At 42.1% G+C, this 17,117-nt stretch carries 16 protein-coding genes; 11 read left to right on the top strand and 5 right to left on the bottom strand.

The window, feature by feature from the left end:
• Positions 1 to 17 precede the first annotated feature (17 nt).
• On the top strand, positions 18 to 1,286 hold the full coding sequence (locus SJ2017_RS20765; protein WP_080917221.1) for a mechanosensitive ion channel family protein: 1,269 nt from the start codon (positions 18 to 20) through the stop codon (positions 1,284 to 1,286).
• Positions 1,287 to 1,313: 27 nt separating this feature from the next.
• Here the strand turns inward: SJ2017_RS20765 and SJ2017_RS20760 are convergent, their stop codons facing one another.
• On the bottom strand, positions 1,314 to 1,886 hold the full coding sequence (locus SJ2017_RS20760) for a lysophospholipid acyltransferase family protein (RefSeq protein WP_055024151.1): 573 nt from the start codon (positions 1,884 to 1,886) through the stop codon (positions 1,314 to 1,316).
• A 574-nt stretch (positions 1,887 to 2,460) separates the two neighbouring features.
• Between SJ2017_RS20760 and SJ2017_RS21795 the strand changes: the two genes are divergently transcribed.
• Complete coding sequence (locus tag SJ2017_RS21795) at positions 2,461 to 2,883, top strand: YybH family protein (RefSeq protein ID WP_240433852.1); 423 nt, start codon at positions 2,461 to 2,463, stop codon at positions 2,881 to 2,883.
• Positions 2,884 to 2,975: 92 nt separating this feature from the next.
• Here SJ2017_RS21795 and SJ2017_RS20750 read toward each other — a convergent pair whose 3' ends face one another.
• A complete protein-coding gene (locus tag SJ2017_RS20750) occupies positions 2,976 to 3,737 on the bottom strand; it encodes an NRDE family protein (protein ID WP_080917218.1) in 762 nt (253 codons plus the stop codon).
• Positions 3,738 to 3,898: 161 nt separating this feature from the next.
• A complete protein-coding gene (locus tag SJ2017_RS20745) occupies positions 3,899 to 5,500 on the bottom strand; it encodes a metal transporter (RefSeq protein WP_080917217.1) in 1,602 nt (533 codons plus the stop codon).
• 225 nt (positions 5,501 to 5,725) lie between these two features.
• Between SJ2017_RS20745 and SJ2017_RS20740 the strand changes: the two genes are divergently transcribed.
• The 3 genes from SJ2017_RS20740 to SJ2017_RS20730 all read left to right on the top strand — a co-directional run bounded on the left by SJ2017_RS20740 (position 5,726) and on the right by SJ2017_RS20730 (position 9,710).
• Positions 5,726 to 6,319: a YhgN family NAAT transporter gene (locus SJ2017_RS20740; protein ID WP_055024154.1), complete on the top strand. Its 594-nt coding sequence runs from the start codon at positions 5,726 to 5,728 to the stop codon at positions 6,317 to 6,319.
• Positions 6,320 to 6,561: 242 nt separating this feature from the next.
• Positions 6,562 to 6,846: a hypothetical protein gene (locus SJ2017_RS20735; protein ID WP_080917215.1), complete on the top strand. Its 285-nt coding sequence runs from the start codon at positions 6,562 to 6,564 to the stop codon at positions 6,844 to 6,846.
• A complete protein-coding gene (locus tag SJ2017_RS20730; protein WP_080917214.1) occupies positions 6,846 to 9,710 on the top strand; it encodes an immune inhibitor A domain-containing protein in 2,865 nt (954 codons plus the stop codon). Before SJ2017_RS20735 ends, SJ2017_RS20730 begins: the two co-directional genes overlap by 1 nt.
• 70 nt (positions 9,711 to 9,780) lie before the next feature.
• Here the strand turns inward: SJ2017_RS20730 and SJ2017_RS20725 are convergent, their stop codons facing one another.
• Positions 9,781 to 10,371, bottom strand: a complete 591-nt coding sequence (locus tag SJ2017_RS20725) for a chorismate--pyruvate lyase family protein (protein ID WP_080917212.1) — start codon at positions 10,369 to 10,371, stop codon at positions 9,781 to 9,783.
• Between the two features lie 78 nt (positions 10,372 to 10,449).
• Here SJ2017_RS20725 and SJ2017_RS20720 point away from each other — a divergent pair, with 78 nt between their 5' ends.
• Both SJ2017_RS20720 and rlmF read left to right on the top strand, forming a co-directional pair.
• Complete coding sequence (locus SJ2017_RS20720; RefSeq protein ID WP_055024158.1) at positions 10,450 to 10,851, top strand: flagellar basal body-associated protein FliL; 402 nt, start codon at positions 10,450 to 10,452, stop codon at positions 10,849 to 10,851.
• Between the two features lie 16 nt (positions 10,852 to 10,867).
• Entirely contained in the window at positions 10,868 to 12,007 is a 1,140-nt protein-coding gene (rlmF, locus tag SJ2017_RS20715) for a 23S rRNA (adenine(1618)-N(6))-methyltransferase RlmF (protein ID WP_080917211.1), read from the top strand.
• Between the two features lie 135 nt (positions 12,008 to 12,142).
• On the opposite strand, the gene SJ2017_RS20710 is transcribed toward rlmF, so the two are convergent.
• Positions 12,143 to 12,991: a formate dehydrogenase accessory sulfurtransferase FdhD gene (locus tag SJ2017_RS20710; RefSeq protein WP_055024160.1), complete on the bottom strand. Its 849-nt coding sequence runs from the start codon at positions 12,989 to 12,991 to the stop codon at positions 12,143 to 12,145.
• Positions 12,992 to 13,411: 420 nt separating this feature from the next.
• Between SJ2017_RS20710 and SJ2017_RS20705 the strand changes: the two genes are divergently transcribed.
• The 4 genes from SJ2017_RS20705 (at position 13,412) to SJ2017_RS20690 (ending at position 17,033) form a co-directional block, all read left to right on the top strand.
• Entirely contained in the window at positions 13,412 to 13,876 is a 465-nt protein-coding gene (locus SJ2017_RS20705) for a DUF3305 domain-containing protein (RefSeq protein WP_055024161.1), read from the top strand.
• Positions 13,877 to 14,494, top strand: a complete 618-nt coding sequence (locus SJ2017_RS20700; RefSeq protein WP_080917209.1) for a DUF3306 domain-containing protein — start codon at positions 13,877 to 13,879, stop codon at positions 14,492 to 14,494.
• 165 nt (positions 14,495 to 14,659) lie between these two features.
• Positions 14,660 to 16,333, top strand: a complete 1,674-nt coding sequence (locus SJ2017_RS20695) for a 4Fe-4S binding protein (protein ID WP_080917208.1) — start codon at positions 14,660 to 14,662, stop codon at positions 16,331 to 16,333.
• A gap of 10 nt (positions 16,334 to 16,343) precedes the next feature.
• The gene (locus SJ2017_RS20690) at positions 16,344 to 17,033 is read left to right on the top strand and encodes a TorD/DmsD family molecular chaperone (RefSeq protein WP_055024164.1); all 690 of its coding nucleotides are present in this window, start codon (positions 16,344 to 16,346) and stop codon (positions 17,031 to 17,033) included.
• The last annotated feature ends 84 nt before the right edge of the window (positions 17,034 to 17,117 follow it).

Raw genomic sequence — 17,117 nt, 5'->3', positions numbered from 1 at the left:
TGCTAAAGGAATCAATAGTGGATAACGAGTTACGTTCAGATATCGCCGCATGGTTATTAGAAGTTGGGGTAAATAGCCAGCCGTCAGATGGCCTCGCAACCTCAATTTTATTGTTTGCTAGTCTACTGATTGCAGCGATTGCGTATTACATTACTCGCAAGGTGTTTGTGAAAGCGGTCAATGCCATGATCCGTAAGTCAGCAGTGACTTGGGATGATATCTTTATGCGCTACGGCGTATTGGAGAAGTTAGCGCTATTGATACCCATAATGGTATTAGATTTGTTGATACCCATTATTCTGACTCACCAAGACTTGCTTGGCACTATTATTGACCGAGCCATGAGTGTTCTCGTGGTTATTTTTGTTATCCGAGCTATTTATTCATGCCTTGATGCAGTGAATGAAATTGCCGATGTCAGACAAATTAGTCGCCGACTACCGGTTAAAAGTTTCGTGCAGCTATTTAAACTGTTTCTCTTCTTTATTGGTTTTATCATTTCAATCTCTGTTATTGCGGATCAGTCGCCAATCTATTTCTTGAGTGGTTTAGGTGTCGCTACAGGTTTAGTGATGTTGGTATTTAGAGATACCATTTTAGGGTTTGTTGCAGGTATTCAGCTTGCAGCTAACCGCATGGTGAGTAAAGGTGACTGGATCCAAATGGATAAATACGGCGCCGATGGTGCTGTTGACGAGGTCTCTTTAAATACCGTGAAGGTGCGTAATTGGGATAACACGATCACGATGATCCCAGCTTATGCATTGGTGTCTGATGCGTTTAAAAATTGGCGTGGAATGTCAGAAAAGGGCGGACGCCGAATCAAGCGCTCACTCAATATCGACGTTAATAGTATTCACTTTTTAACCGAAGAAGATATGACGCGGTTATCTAAGGTGAACTACTTAAAAGACTATTTCCCGAAAATGGTGTCTGAAATTAACCATGCGAATGAACAAGTGAGCGATATTGAAATGCCAGTGAATGGCAGACGATTAACCAATGTCGGGACTTTCCGTGCTTATTTAGATGCTTACCTTAAAAATAATAATAAACTTCATAAGGATATGACCTTAATGGTGCGCCAATTAGCGCCAACGACTCAAGGTTTACCGATTGAGCTGTATGTGTTTACCAATGATACTCGTTGGGCATTTTATGAGGGAATACAAGCGGATATATTTGATCATATTTTTGCTATTCTGCCAGAATTTGGCTTGAAAGCATTCCAAAATCCGACAGGTGAAGATATTCGCAGCATCAAGCCTGAAAGCGCTGCACATTAATCTCATTACGCATAAAGTCGAGCTTAACTAGCTCGACTTTTTTGTTTTTGCAGGTATGTATTCTGGAATAACTTTAGGGTGCTGACCTGAAATTCCTCGAAAAAAATCTAAAATTTGATTCATATCTGCGGTCATATCGCCACTGGTATTCATCGGTTGATTAATCACAATGGTTTTACGAGCAAAGTCGAGGCCGACGGTAATTATCGGAACTTTAGCTTTTGCGGCAATATGATAAAAGCCAGTTTTCCAACGTGTGACAGGGCTTCGAGTCCCTTCAGGAGCTAATGCCAATTTATATTGTGGATCTGCTGCAAACAATGCCACAGCGGCATCAACCATATTGTTATTTTTCCTTCGGTCTACTGGACTGCCACCTAATAATTTAAAGAACCAGCCCCAAGGGGGTAAAAACAATTGATGTTTGCCTAGAAAGTGAATTTTAATACCTAAGGCGAAACGGGCAATAATACCAATGATGAAATCCCAATTACTGGTATGTGGGCCAACGACCATAATGAACTGCCCTTGATGTGGTGCGCTCCCTTTAAATTGCCAGTGATTTATTTTGAGAAGCCATAAACAAAATTTGCGAAACATGGGGTATTTTCCAGTTTATTGTTACTATTTACGTTAGAATCTAACGATAAGATAATGAAATATTTTATGATTAATTCTGCAGTGCTAGTGAATGATATTAGTTTGTCACTCATAGAAAGTCAGATAATGAACGTGCTTATTTGGCCGAGAATAATCATACAAAAGTACTAAGTTGGCATGCCTTAAATGGAATATCAACACTTAGTCATGACAAGGAGAGTGTGTGAAGCACCTTACAATTTTTTGCCTTAGTGTAATGGCATACTGTATGTCGCCGCTAGTACTGGCTGTCGCGAATGACGCTAAGGTTAACGATGATACTCAAGTGACTGCAGCTAAATCTGACAATGATGTTGTTTTGGCGGAGCAAACCGAACAAGTGCTGAAAACGGTTCCGTTAAAGCCGGTGACAGATCAAGTTGTAGAAACGGGGGCAATTTCGCCTGTCGAAAGCGAAACTGCGCCTGATAAAGTAGCAACTGCAGCGCAAGATGATGCTGTCAATGAACTCAAAAGCGAGGCAGAAAAGCAACCTGACATCTATACGCCGACAACCCCCGTCGCAGCAGTGGATATTAACCCTGAAGATACAGCCTCGATTTCCCTTGATGAGGTGAATTCGAATAGTGCTATTCCGACCGATAGGATCCGTGCGGTTATTTCGAATCAAGAAAAAGCATGGAACAGTGGTGATATTGATGCCTATATGCAAGGTTATTGGAAAAGCGATAAGTTGCGATTTGTGTCTAATGGCAAATACAATTATGGCTGGGACTCAATATTAAGTAGCTACAAACGCAGTTATCCGACACAAGAACGTATGGGGAAATTGAGCTTTAATGTACGTGAAATCAAAATGCTCAGTAATTATGCCGCACTCGTAGTTGGACGCTGGACACTTGAGCGTGCGAAAGATAAACCCAGTGGTGTATTCACCTTATTAATCGAGCGTATTGATGATAAATGGGTCATTACCCATGATCATTCTTCGGACTGATCACATGTTATTTGCACCACTAAATAGATCCCGTTTTTAATGTACAGGAGCTAATCTTTGTCACGGCTTTAGTCAGAAGGGTTATCTTCAGCTTAGAGGCTAATAGTGAATTGCTGTTGGCCTAAATTTCTTCCCTTGCCGTCATAACGCACTTCTGTCAATTCTATATTTCCTCGACAATCTTGAAGTACTACGCTGGTGGAACGAGTACCGTATTCAGGATGTTTGATGAAAATAGCCGACAGTAACCGCTCCCACTCAAGTCCAATGCCAGTATCGGGTAAATTGCTGTCTTGCGCTTGTGTTTGATCTCGCATTAGCTCAAGCATGTGGGGAATGTCGGGAGCGGCATGTTTTAGTACATGTTGTTCAAGTGCCATTTGTCCTTTAGCCATTTTTGGCCACACATCATCTAATGCGCCGTTACTGATGGCATGAAACCCTTTTTTGAGTTGTGTATTTTCTGCCGTGACGCTATTGAAGCACCATAAGTGTTTGTCGTATTGATAGACCAAATTAAAAGGGCTGTAGTTATCAGCATGTTGGGCAAGCCATTGCGGGTTGAAGGTATTGTCATCAGCGAGCGCTTTTAGTACTAATTCGCCTCGACTGCGCATTCCATCTTCACTGGTTTGAAGGCGAATATTAGTTAGCGCTGCAAAATTGCCTAATTGATTTACCCCAAGCCAGGTTCCACCTGCTTGAAGATCTTTACCTGCCAAAATTTGTGTTGTGGCATCTTGTGGCCAAAAGTGAGCAGGCTCGGTAGGTCGGTGGTGGAACTCATCTCGATTGGCACATACGATAAGTGGCCATTTAGGATGCATGTCGACAGCAATGAATAAGATGCACATAGATTCGACTTTTTTAAGGATGATAATTCATCATAACCTAAAAGCCGTAGTGGACAAGTTTTGCTTATTTGAGGAGCAAGTTCACTATTAAGTTAATAGCGAGAGGCAATTGATTTGCAACAGACAAACGCTCTCGATGATCTCGAGAGCGCAGCTGGTTGTTAGTGCTTATGCTCTTTGTGCTGATGGCCAGTGTGTTGACTATCATCATGTTGATGACTGTGTGTATGGCTATGTGAATGGCCGTGTGCGTGGTCATGATTATGAGCATTGAACTGAATCATTAAACGGCTGAGAAACTTCCTTGGGCCTAAACGTAACAAGCAAGCGCTAAAAATCAGCCCGACAATGATCACTGCAGCCACATTTACGGTATCGGGTAAGGTGAGCATTTGATGCCAATCAACCAAGTAAATATTGGCGAATAATAATGCTAAAGCGATAACAGAGGCTAGAGCGATACGCATTGTCCAACTCATCAGTTTAAGTTGACTGATACTCAGCACTGGCGCTGCGATTAAGGCAAAAGCCACAGCCACATTATGCCAACCACTATACGCAAGCGATAAAGCCAATACTGCAGCGCCTAGGTTACAAAAGCGCATAGGTAGGAATACAACAAGTAGTAAGAAAACTTGCAGTGCTGGGTGCTCAAGGTGTACTGATGGGTGACCAATTAAATTAGCCAATATCAGGCTTAATGCAATCCAAGGTGCGCTTCTATCCACTAAATGAGCAAAACCAAAGCGCCAGCTGGATTGCGGAAGATTTTCGTGTGGATCGGTTAACTCAACCTTGCCTAGACTGAGTAATGCGCCAATGATTAGTAACTCAATTGCTTGATATATCGCAAACCAAGGGCCCAATAACAGCAAAGTAATAATTAAGGCCTCTGGGCCAGCGAGACGTTGCAGCCAACGGCTAGAAAGGCGCTCATTTTGCGGTGTTAATCCGGCCTTAAAGCGCAGGCTAGCAATAAGGTAGCTTAATATCAAAATAGGCGAAATGGTCAGTATCCAATTTAAAAATTGCCCTGAGCCATGACTATGGTGGCTATGAGCGTCGCCACCCGTATCCACTAGCAATAATACTGCTAGTAAGGCTACGCCTAATAGGCTGCCAATGCCTGCTTGATATTGGTAACGTCCTTGACGATCATCATTTTGATTGCCATGTGGTTGATGTAATACAACATGCAAAATAGAACCTGTAACAAATGCTTGCAGGTACACGGTATTTTCGATACTCAAATGTTGTAGCAGTTGTTCTCCGGCAAAATAGCCAACACCTGTTAATACCATCATTGCAGTAAGAACGACACTGGCCCATTGCGTGCCAACTTGCGGTTTCAATAACCACCAAATAGCGAGCCCCACAGGCAAACGATGCATGATGACGCCCAAGGCTAGCAATATGGAGTTACCTTCCTGCTGGGCTAAAACCATCGCGCCGCCATCGGTAATGGTATGCAGCAAAAGGCCGGCAATACCTAATGTAAGCGTGACATTGTGGGTGATTTCAGAATAACGATGAAATAAGCGCTCACTGGCAGTTGGTCCCCATAAACCGAACACGACAAACAACAGGGTAATGATACCGCCATGTTCAAGGAGTTCAGGCAAAATGTGGATTAGCACTAATCCGCCTAACGAGACGAAAATAAATCCATCCAGGCCTTTTTGTAAGCCACTTCCTGAAGAGAAATAACGATAAAAAAGCGGACCGAATAAAAGTGCGATACAGCTGGCAACTAGATAGAGCATGGAATCCAAAAGAATCTAAGAAACGGAAAAAACAATCAAGTATATCCTAGTATTTGGATTAACTTAATACTTGTGGTGCTTGATTATTCATCATCATCAGAATTTACACGGTAAAGCATAGCCAAAATCGTGAGTATATAAACAAATTTACTGCTCATACCTCCAATATCGCAGTATTAAGTATACAATGGCGATTCTTTGTTAATTATTAATAGAATAAATGTAATGGACATATTTTCAGCCGCTGTGATGCTGTTTTTAATCATGGACCCGTTAGGGAATTTACCAATTTTTGCATCAATTTTGCGTCACATAGAGCCTAAAAAGCGTCGCCGTGTATTGATACGTGAGTTACTCATTGCTCTAGCGATTATGTTGTTGTTTTTATTTGCTGGTGAGGCGATTCTCAACTTCCTTAATTTACGCCAAGAATCCGTCAGTATTGCTGGTGGTATTATCTTATTTTTAATTGCGATTAAAATGATTTTTCCGCAGCCTGGTGGGGTTGTAGGTTTAGCAGCGGGTGAAGAACCTTTTATTGTGCCAATGGCGATTCCTTTGATGGCGGGGCCGTCAGTGCTAGCAGCTTTGATATTGCTTGCTCATAGTGACAGCTCACGAATGACAGATTGGACTATTGCATTAGTCGCTGCTTGGGGGGTGAGTGCGGTGATATTACTCTTCTATAAAGTCTTTACCCGCATTTTAGGCGAGAAAGGCCTGACAGCGGTAGAGCGTTTAATGGGAATGGTGCTAGTGATGATATCTGTACAAATGTTCTTAGATGGTGTGTCGAGCTACATGAAGAGCACTGCATAAACAGCAAATGATCTTGTTTTAGGATAACTTCGTATTATTAGGCCGCAATAGCGGCCTTTTTTGTTTTTACTGTTTGATGACAACAGGCTGTAATTTAACTTAATAATCAGTATGTTACCTCAGCTGTCTACCTGTGTGAACATTGGCGTTGGAGCGGAGACAAAAAACCTTATCTGCCTGTTTGTAATCGCTGGGTAATAACTGTTAATGTTCAGTTAATCTACACTGTTATAAGTTGAATTATGAAACGGACTTTATTGGTACTTTTGAGCGCAAATTTGTTGGCTTGTAGTCATCAAGCAGCAATGCCTGAATCGGCCTCGCAACAACAGACTGCCCCTAAACCAACAATACAATGCGGTGCAACGCCACCTCCATTAAATACTCAAGGGATTAGAAACAACTTGCTAAACCGAGGTGATATCACGCCTGAAATGACTGAGGCACAACAGCAAGCTGTTATTAATGAATATATTGCTAAACGCAATGATGCCTATAAAAAATGTCACAAAGGGAAGTCGTTATAATGGTTAGTTTTAAGCATTCTCAATTAGGTTTTACTCCGTTAGCACTGACTTTGTCATTAGCATTGAGTGCTTCTTCAATCGCTGCACCTGTTAAATACACGTCACCTGCCGATGCCGGTGTTATCAATGAGCCGCAAATTATTTACTGGCTAACCAAACGTGGTGAGTTAAGCCCTGATGCTACCGAGCTGCAAAAGCAGCAAGCTGTTGCAGAGTTTACCCGTAAAGCACGGGCAAATAACTTAGCGGTTCCTTTAAATCAAACAAAACGAATTAATCAGGTTTTAGCGAATAAAAAGCAGCAACAAAATGTCGCAGCAGTATCAACATTGGCCGATAGTGATGTTGAAAAAGCCGTGAATGTCTTGGCTGTATTAGTTGATTTTCCGGACTTACCTTACAACGATAATCAATTAACCCCATCTGACACTGCAATGTATTACAGCGATTATGCTGTAACGCATTATGAAGACATTTTATTTTCATCTAGCGGCTTTGCAGGACCAAACGGTGAAAACCTACAAACGGCTTATCAATACTTTGATCAAGCATCTGGCGGAACCTTTTCATTCAACGGAGAAGTCAAAGGCTGGGTAACCGCTGATAATAATGCTGCTTACTATGGCGGTAATGATGCTGATAATAATGACAATGATGTTGCAGTGCCTGAACTGGTGATGGAAGCTGTTACGAAAGCGGTTGCAGGTATGACGTCGGCGGAGCTTGCGCAATTTGATATTGAAGATCCTTATGATTTAAATAATAACGGCAATCTCGATGAAGCCGACGGCATGATCGATCACATCGTTATTTTTCATTCTAGCTTAGGTGAGGAAGTCGGTGGTGGCGTGCTAGGCACTGATGCTATTTGGTCGCATCGATTTTTTGTTGGCGCAAGTACATTTGGCTCCACGATTCCTGGTACATCAATGAAGGTCTACGGTTATACCGTGCAGCCTATCGACTCAGCCTCAGGGGTGATTACCCACGAGTTTGGCCATGATCTAGGTCTGCCAGACGAATATGATACAAGCTACGGCGGTGATGGCTCACCAGTAGGGAGCTGGTCGCTAATGGCTGGAGGTACTTGGGTAGGGCAAGCTGCTGGTGGGACATATATTCCAGGCACCAAACCGTCAGGTTTTAGCCCATATGCACGTTCATACCTGCAAGAACGTTATAAGGGGAAGTGGGTCAATGAGCGCACTATTAATTGGGCAGAAATTGGTGAAACAGGCTTAAGTGCTGATCTTGTCAGTGCGGTGAATGCCGAAGAAGTGAATCAATTATCGATTCCGCTACCAGTAACTAACATTGCTTTTAAAGCGCCTTATGCTGGTGAATATCAATACTACTCAGGTAAAGGGCACATGATGACCAATACCATGACGATTGATCTTGATTTGCCTGCGCAATCTCCCTTAATGCTGAGTTTTTATGCATTGTGGGATATTGAAGTTGATTATGATTATAGCCAGGTGCTGATTAACAATGTTGCAATCGCAGGTAATCATACAACTGCTAATAATCCGCTATATAACAACGTTAATCACTATATATCAGGGAAATCATCCGACATCAGTAGTGGAAGCGGCAGTGATGCGTGGGTTGAGCTGACATATGATTTATCTGCATATGCAGGTCAAAGCGTGGAACTGCAAATTAATTACATCACAGATCAAGCCGTAGGTGGCTTTGGGATGTTAGTCGACAATATTTCACTCACGGCTGAAGGTAGTGAGATCTTCAGTGATGACGCCGAAACCGTGTCATCGGTTAATGTAGATGGTTATGCTCGCATTGATGATACCGTCCCAGGCTTACCGCAGCGCTATATTGCACAGCTTCGCAATTATCAAGGCCTTGACGAAGGGTTAGAAAATATTGGCTATGAGCCAGGCGTATTGTTATGGCTAGAAAACAGCAATTACGAAGACAACAATGTCAGTGAGCATGCAGGCTATAGTTTAATCGGTGTTGTCGATGCTGACCAAAACTTGATTATGAATGGCAGTAGTGATGTGCAAGTGCGCGATGCAAGTTTTAGCCTGTATCCGCAAACGGCTTATGGTTCAGATAATCATTTAAGTAATCAAAGTCAGTTTGACGATAGTAACGACTTTAGTGCACCGCTTCAGCCGCAATCAGGCATGGTATTACAACAATTAGGCTTGAGTATGGATGTCACCGCTCAGTCGACCAGTAGCCAAACTGCGACTGTCGAGTTCAGCAGAAATATTGTTGTCTCAGATCCAGACGATCCAGAAATCACAGTGGATTTTGATGTTGTTGTGACTGATTTTGAGGCTGCTTTTTCCGCATCAGTGCAGGGAGGTGATGGTGACTACAGTTATGTTTGGGACTTTGGTGAAGCTGGTGCTAGCAGTGATTTAGCTAATCCTACACATATCTATAGTAGTTCTAACGGGTTTGTTGTGACGCTAACCGTGACAGACTCAACAGGTATCAGTGCCAGTTATAGTCGTATTGTTGAAGTGGTGATTGAGCTTACAGCTGATTTTTCTATTGCCATTGTGGGCAGTAACAATATGACCGTCAAAATGACCAATAATACAACTGGTGGCTTTGGTGCATTAGATTATTCATGGGATATGGGTGATGGCACGACATTAACGGGTGAAAACCCTGCTAATTACACTTATACAACTGAAGGTGAATATCAGATTATACTCACTGTTACTGATGAAAAGGGCAATGTAGAAAAAAGTGCCTGGACATTTTTCTTACCTGCAGTTGTTGAAGATGCACCCGATAATAGTGGTGAAAGTAGTGGAGGTAGCCTAGGCTGGTTATCACTGTTCATGCTGAGTTTATTGATGCGAAAAAGGCAGAGCTGTAGATAATAAACTGATGCAAAATAATAAAAGGCATGGTCTTTACCATGCCTTTTTTAGTTGTAAATAAAACGATTTATCAGTCCGTGCAAGCCATTGAAGGTGCTAATTCACTATTGATAATTTTTACTGCGGCAGGGAGAAATATTTCGCTCACAATGATTTGCTGATCTGCCAAAGTAAAGTAGCGACGGCGTCCCCATAATGGCTCCGATACAGCTTGAGATAAACTCGTCGCTAGTTGTGCTAACTTACTACAGCTCTCGAATTCAGCCACTTCGATTTTGCCTGGCACAATATCATTACTCGAAAAAAGTAACTCACCAAGCGGCCTAGAGCCTAAACGTTTAAAGTTATGTTGCTGATGTTCTGTAAGGCTCTCTGGAATCAACGTGCGTGCAAATACCCAAGGTTTACCATCAAGGCAAAGTAGCACTTCTCTGACCCATACTCGGCTTTGATTAGGGCATTCACCTGCTAAAGGGTTCGTCAGGTGTTCGCCTAACACCTTTACTTCAAAATCTTGGCAACAGCTTTTTAATTTTTGAGTTAAACTGCCAGTGGCAAGTAACCATTCTTTTAAAGCTGTTTTTGGCATAGAATGGAAGTTCTCAGGTGAAAACCATTGAATAGATTCACCGTATGGAAAGCTTAAGCTGGTTACTGTCATTCATTACTCGTTAAAATTTACAAAACGGGTGCAGTTTATCACGACAACGCTTATATCAATAATGGAGTTTGATTAACGATGGCAAAGTACGTATACGCAATTTTTCTTTCACTGATATTTTCAATGAATGTGCAAAGCGCAGATGAAAAAGCCTTAGAAAATTTTGCTTATTATGGTTTTGAACCTGATATTGTCACTAACTATATTTCTAATCGTAAGAAGTTAGGTTTTGTTAAAATCGGTGTCGAATTGATGGTGAAAGATCCTGACCATTTATTGCTAATTGAACATCATGACCCTTTATTACGCTCAGCCATTGTTGAAGTGTTAGGTAATCAAGCCGAAGATAAAGTGAAGTCACTCACTGGTCGTGAAGACATTCGCCGTGAGTGCTATGAAACGGTTAACAGGCTTCTCGCAGAAGAAACGGGTAGTGAATTAGTAGTGAATTTACTGTTTACCAAGTATTTGTACGATTAAATAGAGCACTGAATCTGTGACAGCATCTAAGGCGCCTTCTAAAGGCGCAGCAAAGCATTCGAAAAACGCTAAACTTGATAACAAGCCAGTCAAGAGTCAACGCCGACAGACCAAATCGATCAATAAGCACAGCAAAAAGTCGCAGCAGAAGCTCACCACTGGGCGATTGCAACCTAAAGCATTACATCCTCGAAATAAACATTTGCAAGGTTATGATTTTGAATCACTTATTAAAAAGTGTCCCAAATTGTCCCACTTTGTTAAAACTAATCCTTATGGAAATTTATCAATAGACTTTGCAGATCCTGAAGCAGTAAAGAGTCTCAATGCCGCGATATTAAAGCTGGATTATGACATTGAACACTGGGATATTCCTGAAGGTTTTTTGTGTCCACCTGTGCCAGGTCGTGTTGATTATTTGCATTACATTGCGGATTTATTAAGTGTCAACGGCAAGGTGCCAAAAGGTGCCAAGGTGACAGCGTTAGATATTGGAACGGGTGCCAATGGTATTTATCCGTTATTAGGTATCCAGTCATATGGCTGGCAGTTTGTTGCCAGTGATATAGACCCTATCTCCATTAGTAATGTGGCTAAAATTGCTGAACAAAATAAGTCACTAACCTCAAAGTTATCATTACGTTTACAAGCTAACCCGAGTGCCATTTTTTCAGGCATTATCAATGCTGATGAACGGTTTGATCTGACTATGTGTAACCCGCCGTTTCATCGCTCACTTGAAGACGCGACTAAGGGCAGCATCAAGAAAAATGCTAACCTCGCAGCAAATCGCGCCAAGAGAATGAAATCGAACCTTCATCAAGGTAAAACTGGTGCAGAGTCATCTAAAACAGACCCTAAGCTGAACTTTGGCGGACAAAAAGCTGAGTTATGGTGCGAAGGCGGCGAGCAACAGTTTTTGGCTAATATGATTAAAGAAAGCCAACAATTTGGAACTCAATGTTTATGGTTTAGTTCGTTAATTTCTAAATCTGAAAACTTAAAACCGTGTTATGCCTTACTCGATAAATTGTCTGTAGATACGGTTAAAACCATTGAGATGCAGCAGGGAAACAAGATTACTCGCGTACTTGCATGGAGTTTTTTAACCGAAAAGCAGCGTGAGCAGTGGGCTAAATTTCGCGATATGAAGTGAGTTATTCAATCGATAACAAGCCCATTGCGAGCTTGTTATCAATAAGGGCCACTCTTTAACAGAGCTGATTAATAGAAATGCTTAAAAGAGCTAGGCCAATAATAGTCAAATACAGGCCTATCTCATCACAGCGAATTACTTGGCTTTATTGGCATCAAATTCGATGTTTTCCGCGCCATGGTAGACCAAGAAATGACGACCTTTAGCACGTGCGATAATGGTAATACCCATTTTTTGTGCTAATTCGAGTCCCATCTGTGTAACCCCACTGCGAGAAAGCAGAACCGGAATCCCCATCTTAGCCACTTTGATCACCATCTCTGAAGTTAGACGGCCAGTGGTATAAAAAATCTTATCGTTGCCATTTTCACCTGCTAACCACATATCGCCAGCGAGTGTATCAACCGCATTATGACGGCCTACATCTTCGATAAATGCTTGAATTTGATCATCTTGGCAAATACCGCAGCCATGAACAGCACCGGCATTTTTGTAAGTCTCGTTATAGGCGTTAATGTTTTTAAGTAAGCTATACAATACTGACTGTTTAAGCTGAGGTGTCGGCAAGTTAATATCATCAAGCCCTTGCATAAAGCCACCATAAACCGTGCCTTGACCACACCCCGATGTGACGGTTTTTTCTGATAGTTTTTCTTCTAAATCTGCTGTTTTTTCAGCGGTTAAAATAGCCGCTGAATTGACGTCCCAATCAACAATAATTGACTCTAACAAGCTGGCATCGCTCACAAAACCTTGGTTTTTTAAGTATCCCAATGCTAATGATTCAGGCTTAGCTCCCAGTGTCATTAAGGTCACAATGGGTTGCCAGTTGAGGTACACAGTTAAGGGTCTTTCACAGGCGACAAACTTATCAATACTTTCGCCCAGTTCATTGATTGCTTTTACTGGCAAAGTCAGTGGGACTTCGGCTTGGGTTTTAACAAGTTTAAGTGGGGCTTTTGCTGTGGCATTGGTTTGGGTCATTTACGTAGCGGCCTCTGACTGTGTCATCTGATACCAATAATGTCGGTATTTAAGACGAAAATCGTGATTAAAACTAACTGCCTATCAGCATAGCAACTTTTATACCTCCAATAGTAAGTAGATTGTAAATGCGTGATCTAACACCAATGTTTATCAGTGATAGCTAATTAACGTAGCCTTATGTCCTATTAAAATTAGCAATATGGACAAATTGTCCTACTCTTAAAGTGGAATTAGCGATCTAGGTCAAACTTTAGTAATCAATCCTTCTGGCACTATTTTTGCAGCACTATACGCATAAAGGAAACAAAACCTAATAACCCCAGTATTCAAAGTCATAAGGTTGTTAAATAACATTATGTATTTATTGGTTATTTGTTTGTTTCTTGTTGTTTTCTGATTTCATAAGGCAAAGCTTTTATGCAACATACTGAAAATGTTTGGCCTATTTACGTTTCACTGAAAAAAGTGGAAAAAATGGTTGGTCGCTGGCCGTCGGTGACGTGGGAGGTCGATCAAATCGTCCCTGCTTCTCATCAGGCACCAGAAGGAGCAACGCTGGTGTTATTTGAGCTGCACAAAGATGAGCGTGGTAGTTACCGCATCAATCTCGATATGGATAACACCATGTTATACATCGTTTGTGATGAGCTGGATGACGGGACGTTAATTCCGACTTCAATATCTTGTGACCAAAACGTCGCAGCAGGCTGTTTAGAGTCTGAAACACCGGTATTAAATATCCCAATGCCAGAAGCGCTGGCTTGTTGGGTTGAAGCTTTTATAACGCGTCATGGAGAAGTTGAGATTTCAGCTAAGCGCCGTAAACATGTGAATCGCCGCAAGGATCAAGGCCCAAGCACAAATCACCTTCGGAGCCACTAAATGAGCGATAAACCAAGAGGATTTTTTTCTCGCTGGACTGAGCGTCGTGAGCAGGTTGAAGCTGAAGCTGCTGCTGATTTAGCAGCAAAAACACAGGCAACTGAAACTGAGCAGGTAAGCCCTGAAGGTGACACTGAAACAGTTGATGCGCACACTGTTGAGACGGCTGAACCAGAAAAAATTCTTGAAGCTGAAGATTTACCTGATCCAGAAAAAATCGAGGTTGGTGGTAGTTTTGCATCGTTTATGGGAGCGAATGTTTCTCCTGCTGCAAAATCTGCAGCCTTAAAGGCTTTATGGAAACAACCACAGTATAACGAAATTGATGGCCTACTTGAGTATGCCCTTGATTACAGTAACCAACCTAAGTTGAGCCCTGACGTTTCAGCTGAGTTGGCGAAAAAAGTTTTCCGCAACGTCATGAAAGATGAAGACAAAGCTGAAGATGAAGCGTTACTAGCAAGCGAGGGAGATGACACAGTTGGTGATGCAACTGATGCCCCGCAAGAAGTATTAAGTGAAAAGAGTGAATTAGTCGCGAAGACTGACCCGACTAACCAGAGTGATGATCTGGTTATGGCTTCAGAGGCAGAGATATCGCCTCAGCGCCAAGTTTAGGTCAGAAAACGTCGATAATTTAATGTCCACTATTTTAACGTGGTAGATGTCGTACTTATTGTTTTTAGCAGAAGTGATTAACTCGCTTGATGAAAGAGTTAATGATGAAAGGAATACAGTGCTAAGTAAGTCCATCAAACGTTGAAAACTGTTCAGGAATGCAATGTGAGCAATAGTCAAACCCCGCTTGAACTGCAACAAGTTCGCCAGCAGGTATTAGCACAGACTCAAGTTATTCAAAACTTGATTCCACCTACCGTCAGTTATACTACTGAAGGAAATGTGCTGGTTATCGGCCCAGAAGATCTGGCTCGATTAGCTGCAGACAAATTGTCCAATATGGCGAATGTCGTCATTTTGGCAAATGAAGCCATTACTAGCCAAGATGAAGCACATCTTGAAGCAGTAATGAATGCAGCAGTTAATAGTGAAAGCTATTACAACAAACTTATCTCAGTAAAAGGCTTTTTAGGCCAATTCCAAGTGACGGTAGAAAGCGAAGGCCAAGACAGCAAAGCTGCTGAACTTAGCCTTGTTGCTATTCGTAAACCACATTTTGATATCGTTTTAGATTTAAGCATGGCGCCATGTTTGAACCTTGAAATGCTGCCACCAGGTTATTTTTACGTAGGTCAGGATGCAGAGAAGCTTGCTGATGCATTAACACAAATTCCTGATTTAGTTGGTGAGTTTGATAAGCCACGCTATGTCAAAGTTAACAGTGATATTTGTGCCCACAATCGCAATGGCGTTAATGGTTGTAATCGCTGTTTAAACTTCTGCCCAGCAGATGCTATTAGTAGCATTGAAGACAAAATCGAAATTGACCCTTACTTGTGTCATGGTGCGGGTAGTTGTACCAACGCATGTCCTACAGGGGCCATCGCTTTTGATTTACCTACGCCACAAGCTCTCCATAGTTACATTCAAAAACTGATCAGCCGCTACCTTGAGCAAGCCCAAGCTGCTCCAGTGATTTTATTCCATGACAGTGGTGTTGGTGCTGAGCTGATTACAGCTGATTTAGTCGGGGACATTATCCCTGTTGAGTTAGAAGAAATTACAGTTGCTAGCATCGACCATTGGATGTCATCACTTGCTTGGGGCGCTCGCCAAGTGTTGATTCTTAACACTGACGCAACTGCACCAACATTAACGCAAATGTTAAACGGTGAATTGTCGCTTGCTAATACCATTTTAGATGAAATGGGCCAGCCTCAACGCATCAGCTTAATTGACCCGAGTATGCTTTCTGCGCTGAATGATAAATTAGCGATTAGCTTAGACTGGCCACTAACGGTACCAGCAGCATTTACGCCAACAACTAAGCGTGAAACGTTATACGCCGCAGTGGATCATTTGAATCAGCAAGCTGCAGCAAGCGATACCTGTATTTCAATGAGTAATGTGCCATACGGCAAAGTGGAAGTGAATGCTGACAAATGTACCTTGTGTATGTCTTGTGTGGCGACATGTCCAACTCAAGCTTTAACGGATGGTGGTGATAAACCTGCATTACATTTCGTTGAGCAAGACTGTGTTCAATGTGGTTTATGTGAAACATCTTGTCCTGAAAATGTGATTAGCATTACTTCGCAAATCAACTTAGACCAAGCCTCACGTCAGCAACGCCAAACATTAAAAGAAGAACCACCATTTGAGTGTATTCGCTGTGGTACCGCATTTGCGACACAGTCAATGGTACACAGAATGATAGATATGATTGGTGGACACTCTGCATTTAATGCCAATGTTGAGCGTTTAAAAATGTGTGGTGATTGCCGCGTAAAAGATATGTTTGAAGACATTCTTGAAGACCCAGAGAAGCAACTTCGATAAGAGATCAGATATGACCGAATTAGTTAGAGAAATTTCAGAAAACGATCAGCTACGGGCAGATATTTACCAAATATTGGCAGCCTTGTTACGTCGCGAGCCTAACGCCGAGTTGCTCGCATTTTTAGCTGAGCTTGAAGTTGATGCTGAAGAAGACAATGACATGACAGCGGCTTGGCTTGGCTTGAAAGAAGCTGCGACCAAGTATACCGCTGAAGAGCTTGAGCAAGAATACTTCAATATTTTCTACGGCGTGGGTCGTGGTGAAGTATTGCCATACGCAAGTTGGTTTATGACAGGCTCACTAATGGACAAGCCATTAGCCCTTTTACGTCAAGATTTACTGCAATTAGGTTTTGCTCGTGAAGACGAAGTAAAAGAGCCAGAAGATCATGTGGCTGCATTATGTGAAGTCATGGGTACATTAATTTTAGAGGCTCCTGGTTACCGTCAGTTAGCTTTCTACCAACGCCATATTGGTAGTTGGATTGCGCGTTTTTGCGACACATTAGAACAAACTCCCAGTGCAGCCTTTTACGCACCAGTAGCAAAACTGGCAAAAGCCTTTTTTGAAATTGAAGCTAATGAGTTTGAACAGCTTAGCTTAGATATTCCAGTGAACTGCCCAGGCAGTGAGGCTGAAGCTAAAGCCGCTGAGTCAGCAGAGAAAATTGAACCTTCAACAAACGAATTAGCATCTTAATTTCGTGATTGATGGGGCAAAGATTTACGCCACTGACATTGTAAGTGGCGTAGACCGAAACGGGAGGAGACTCCCACTTAATCT

The organism is Shewanella japonica (assembly GCF_002075795.1).
Taxonomy (GTDB): Bacteria; Pseudomonadota; Gammaproteobacteria; order Enterobacterales; family Shewanellaceae; genus Shewanella; species Shewanella japonica.
The sequence above is the reverse complement of the archived record's forward strand: the minus strand, read 5'-3'. Positions and strand labels throughout refer to the sequence as shown.

Coding starts and splice junctions, on each gene's coding strand:
- SJ2017_RS20760 (WP_055024151.1), bottom strand. CDS start 1,886: ATGTTTCGCAAATTTTGTTTATGGCTTCTCAAAATAAATCACTGGCAA.
- SJ2017_RS20750 (WP_080917218.1), bottom strand. CDS start 3,737: ATGTGCATCTTATTCATTGCTGTCGACATGCATCCTAAATGGCCACTT.
- SJ2017_RS20745 (WP_080917217.1), bottom strand. CDS start 5,500: ATGCTCTATCTAGTTGCCAGCTGTATCGCACTTTTATTCGGTCCGCTT.
- SJ2017_RS20740 (WP_055024154.1), top strand. CDS start 5,726: ATGGACATATTTTCAGCCGCTGTGATGCTGTTTTTAATCATGGACCCG.
- SJ2017_RS20735 (WP_080917215.1), top strand. CDS start 6,562: ATGAAACGGACTTTATTGGTACTTTTGAGCGCAAATTTGTTGGCTTGT.
- SJ2017_RS20730 (WP_080917214.1), top strand. CDS start 6,846: ATGGTTAGTTTTAAGCATTCTCAATTAGGTTTTACTCCGTTAGCACTG.
- SJ2017_RS20725 (WP_080917212.1), bottom strand. CDS start 10,371: ATGACAGTAACCAGCTTAAGCTTTCCATACGGTGAATCTATTCAATGG.
- SJ2017_RS20720 (WP_055024158.1), top strand. CDS start 10,450: ATGGCAAAGTACGTATACGCAATTTTTCTTTCACTGATATTTTCAATG.
- SJ2017_RS20710 (WP_055024160.1), bottom strand. CDS start 12,991: ATGACCCAAACCAATGCCACAGCAAAAGCCCCACTTAAACTTGTTAAA.
- SJ2017_RS20705 (WP_055024161.1), top strand. CDS start 13,412: ATGCAACATACTGAAAATGTTTGGCCTATTTACGTTTCACTGAAAAAA.
- SJ2017_RS20700 (WP_080917209.1), top strand. CDS start 13,877: ATGAGCGATAAACCAAGAGGATTTTTTTCTCGCTGGACTGAGCGTCGT.
- SJ2017_RS20690 (WP_055024164.1), top strand. CDS start 16,344: ATGACCGAATTAGTTAGAGAAATTTCAGAAAACGATCAGCTACGGGCA.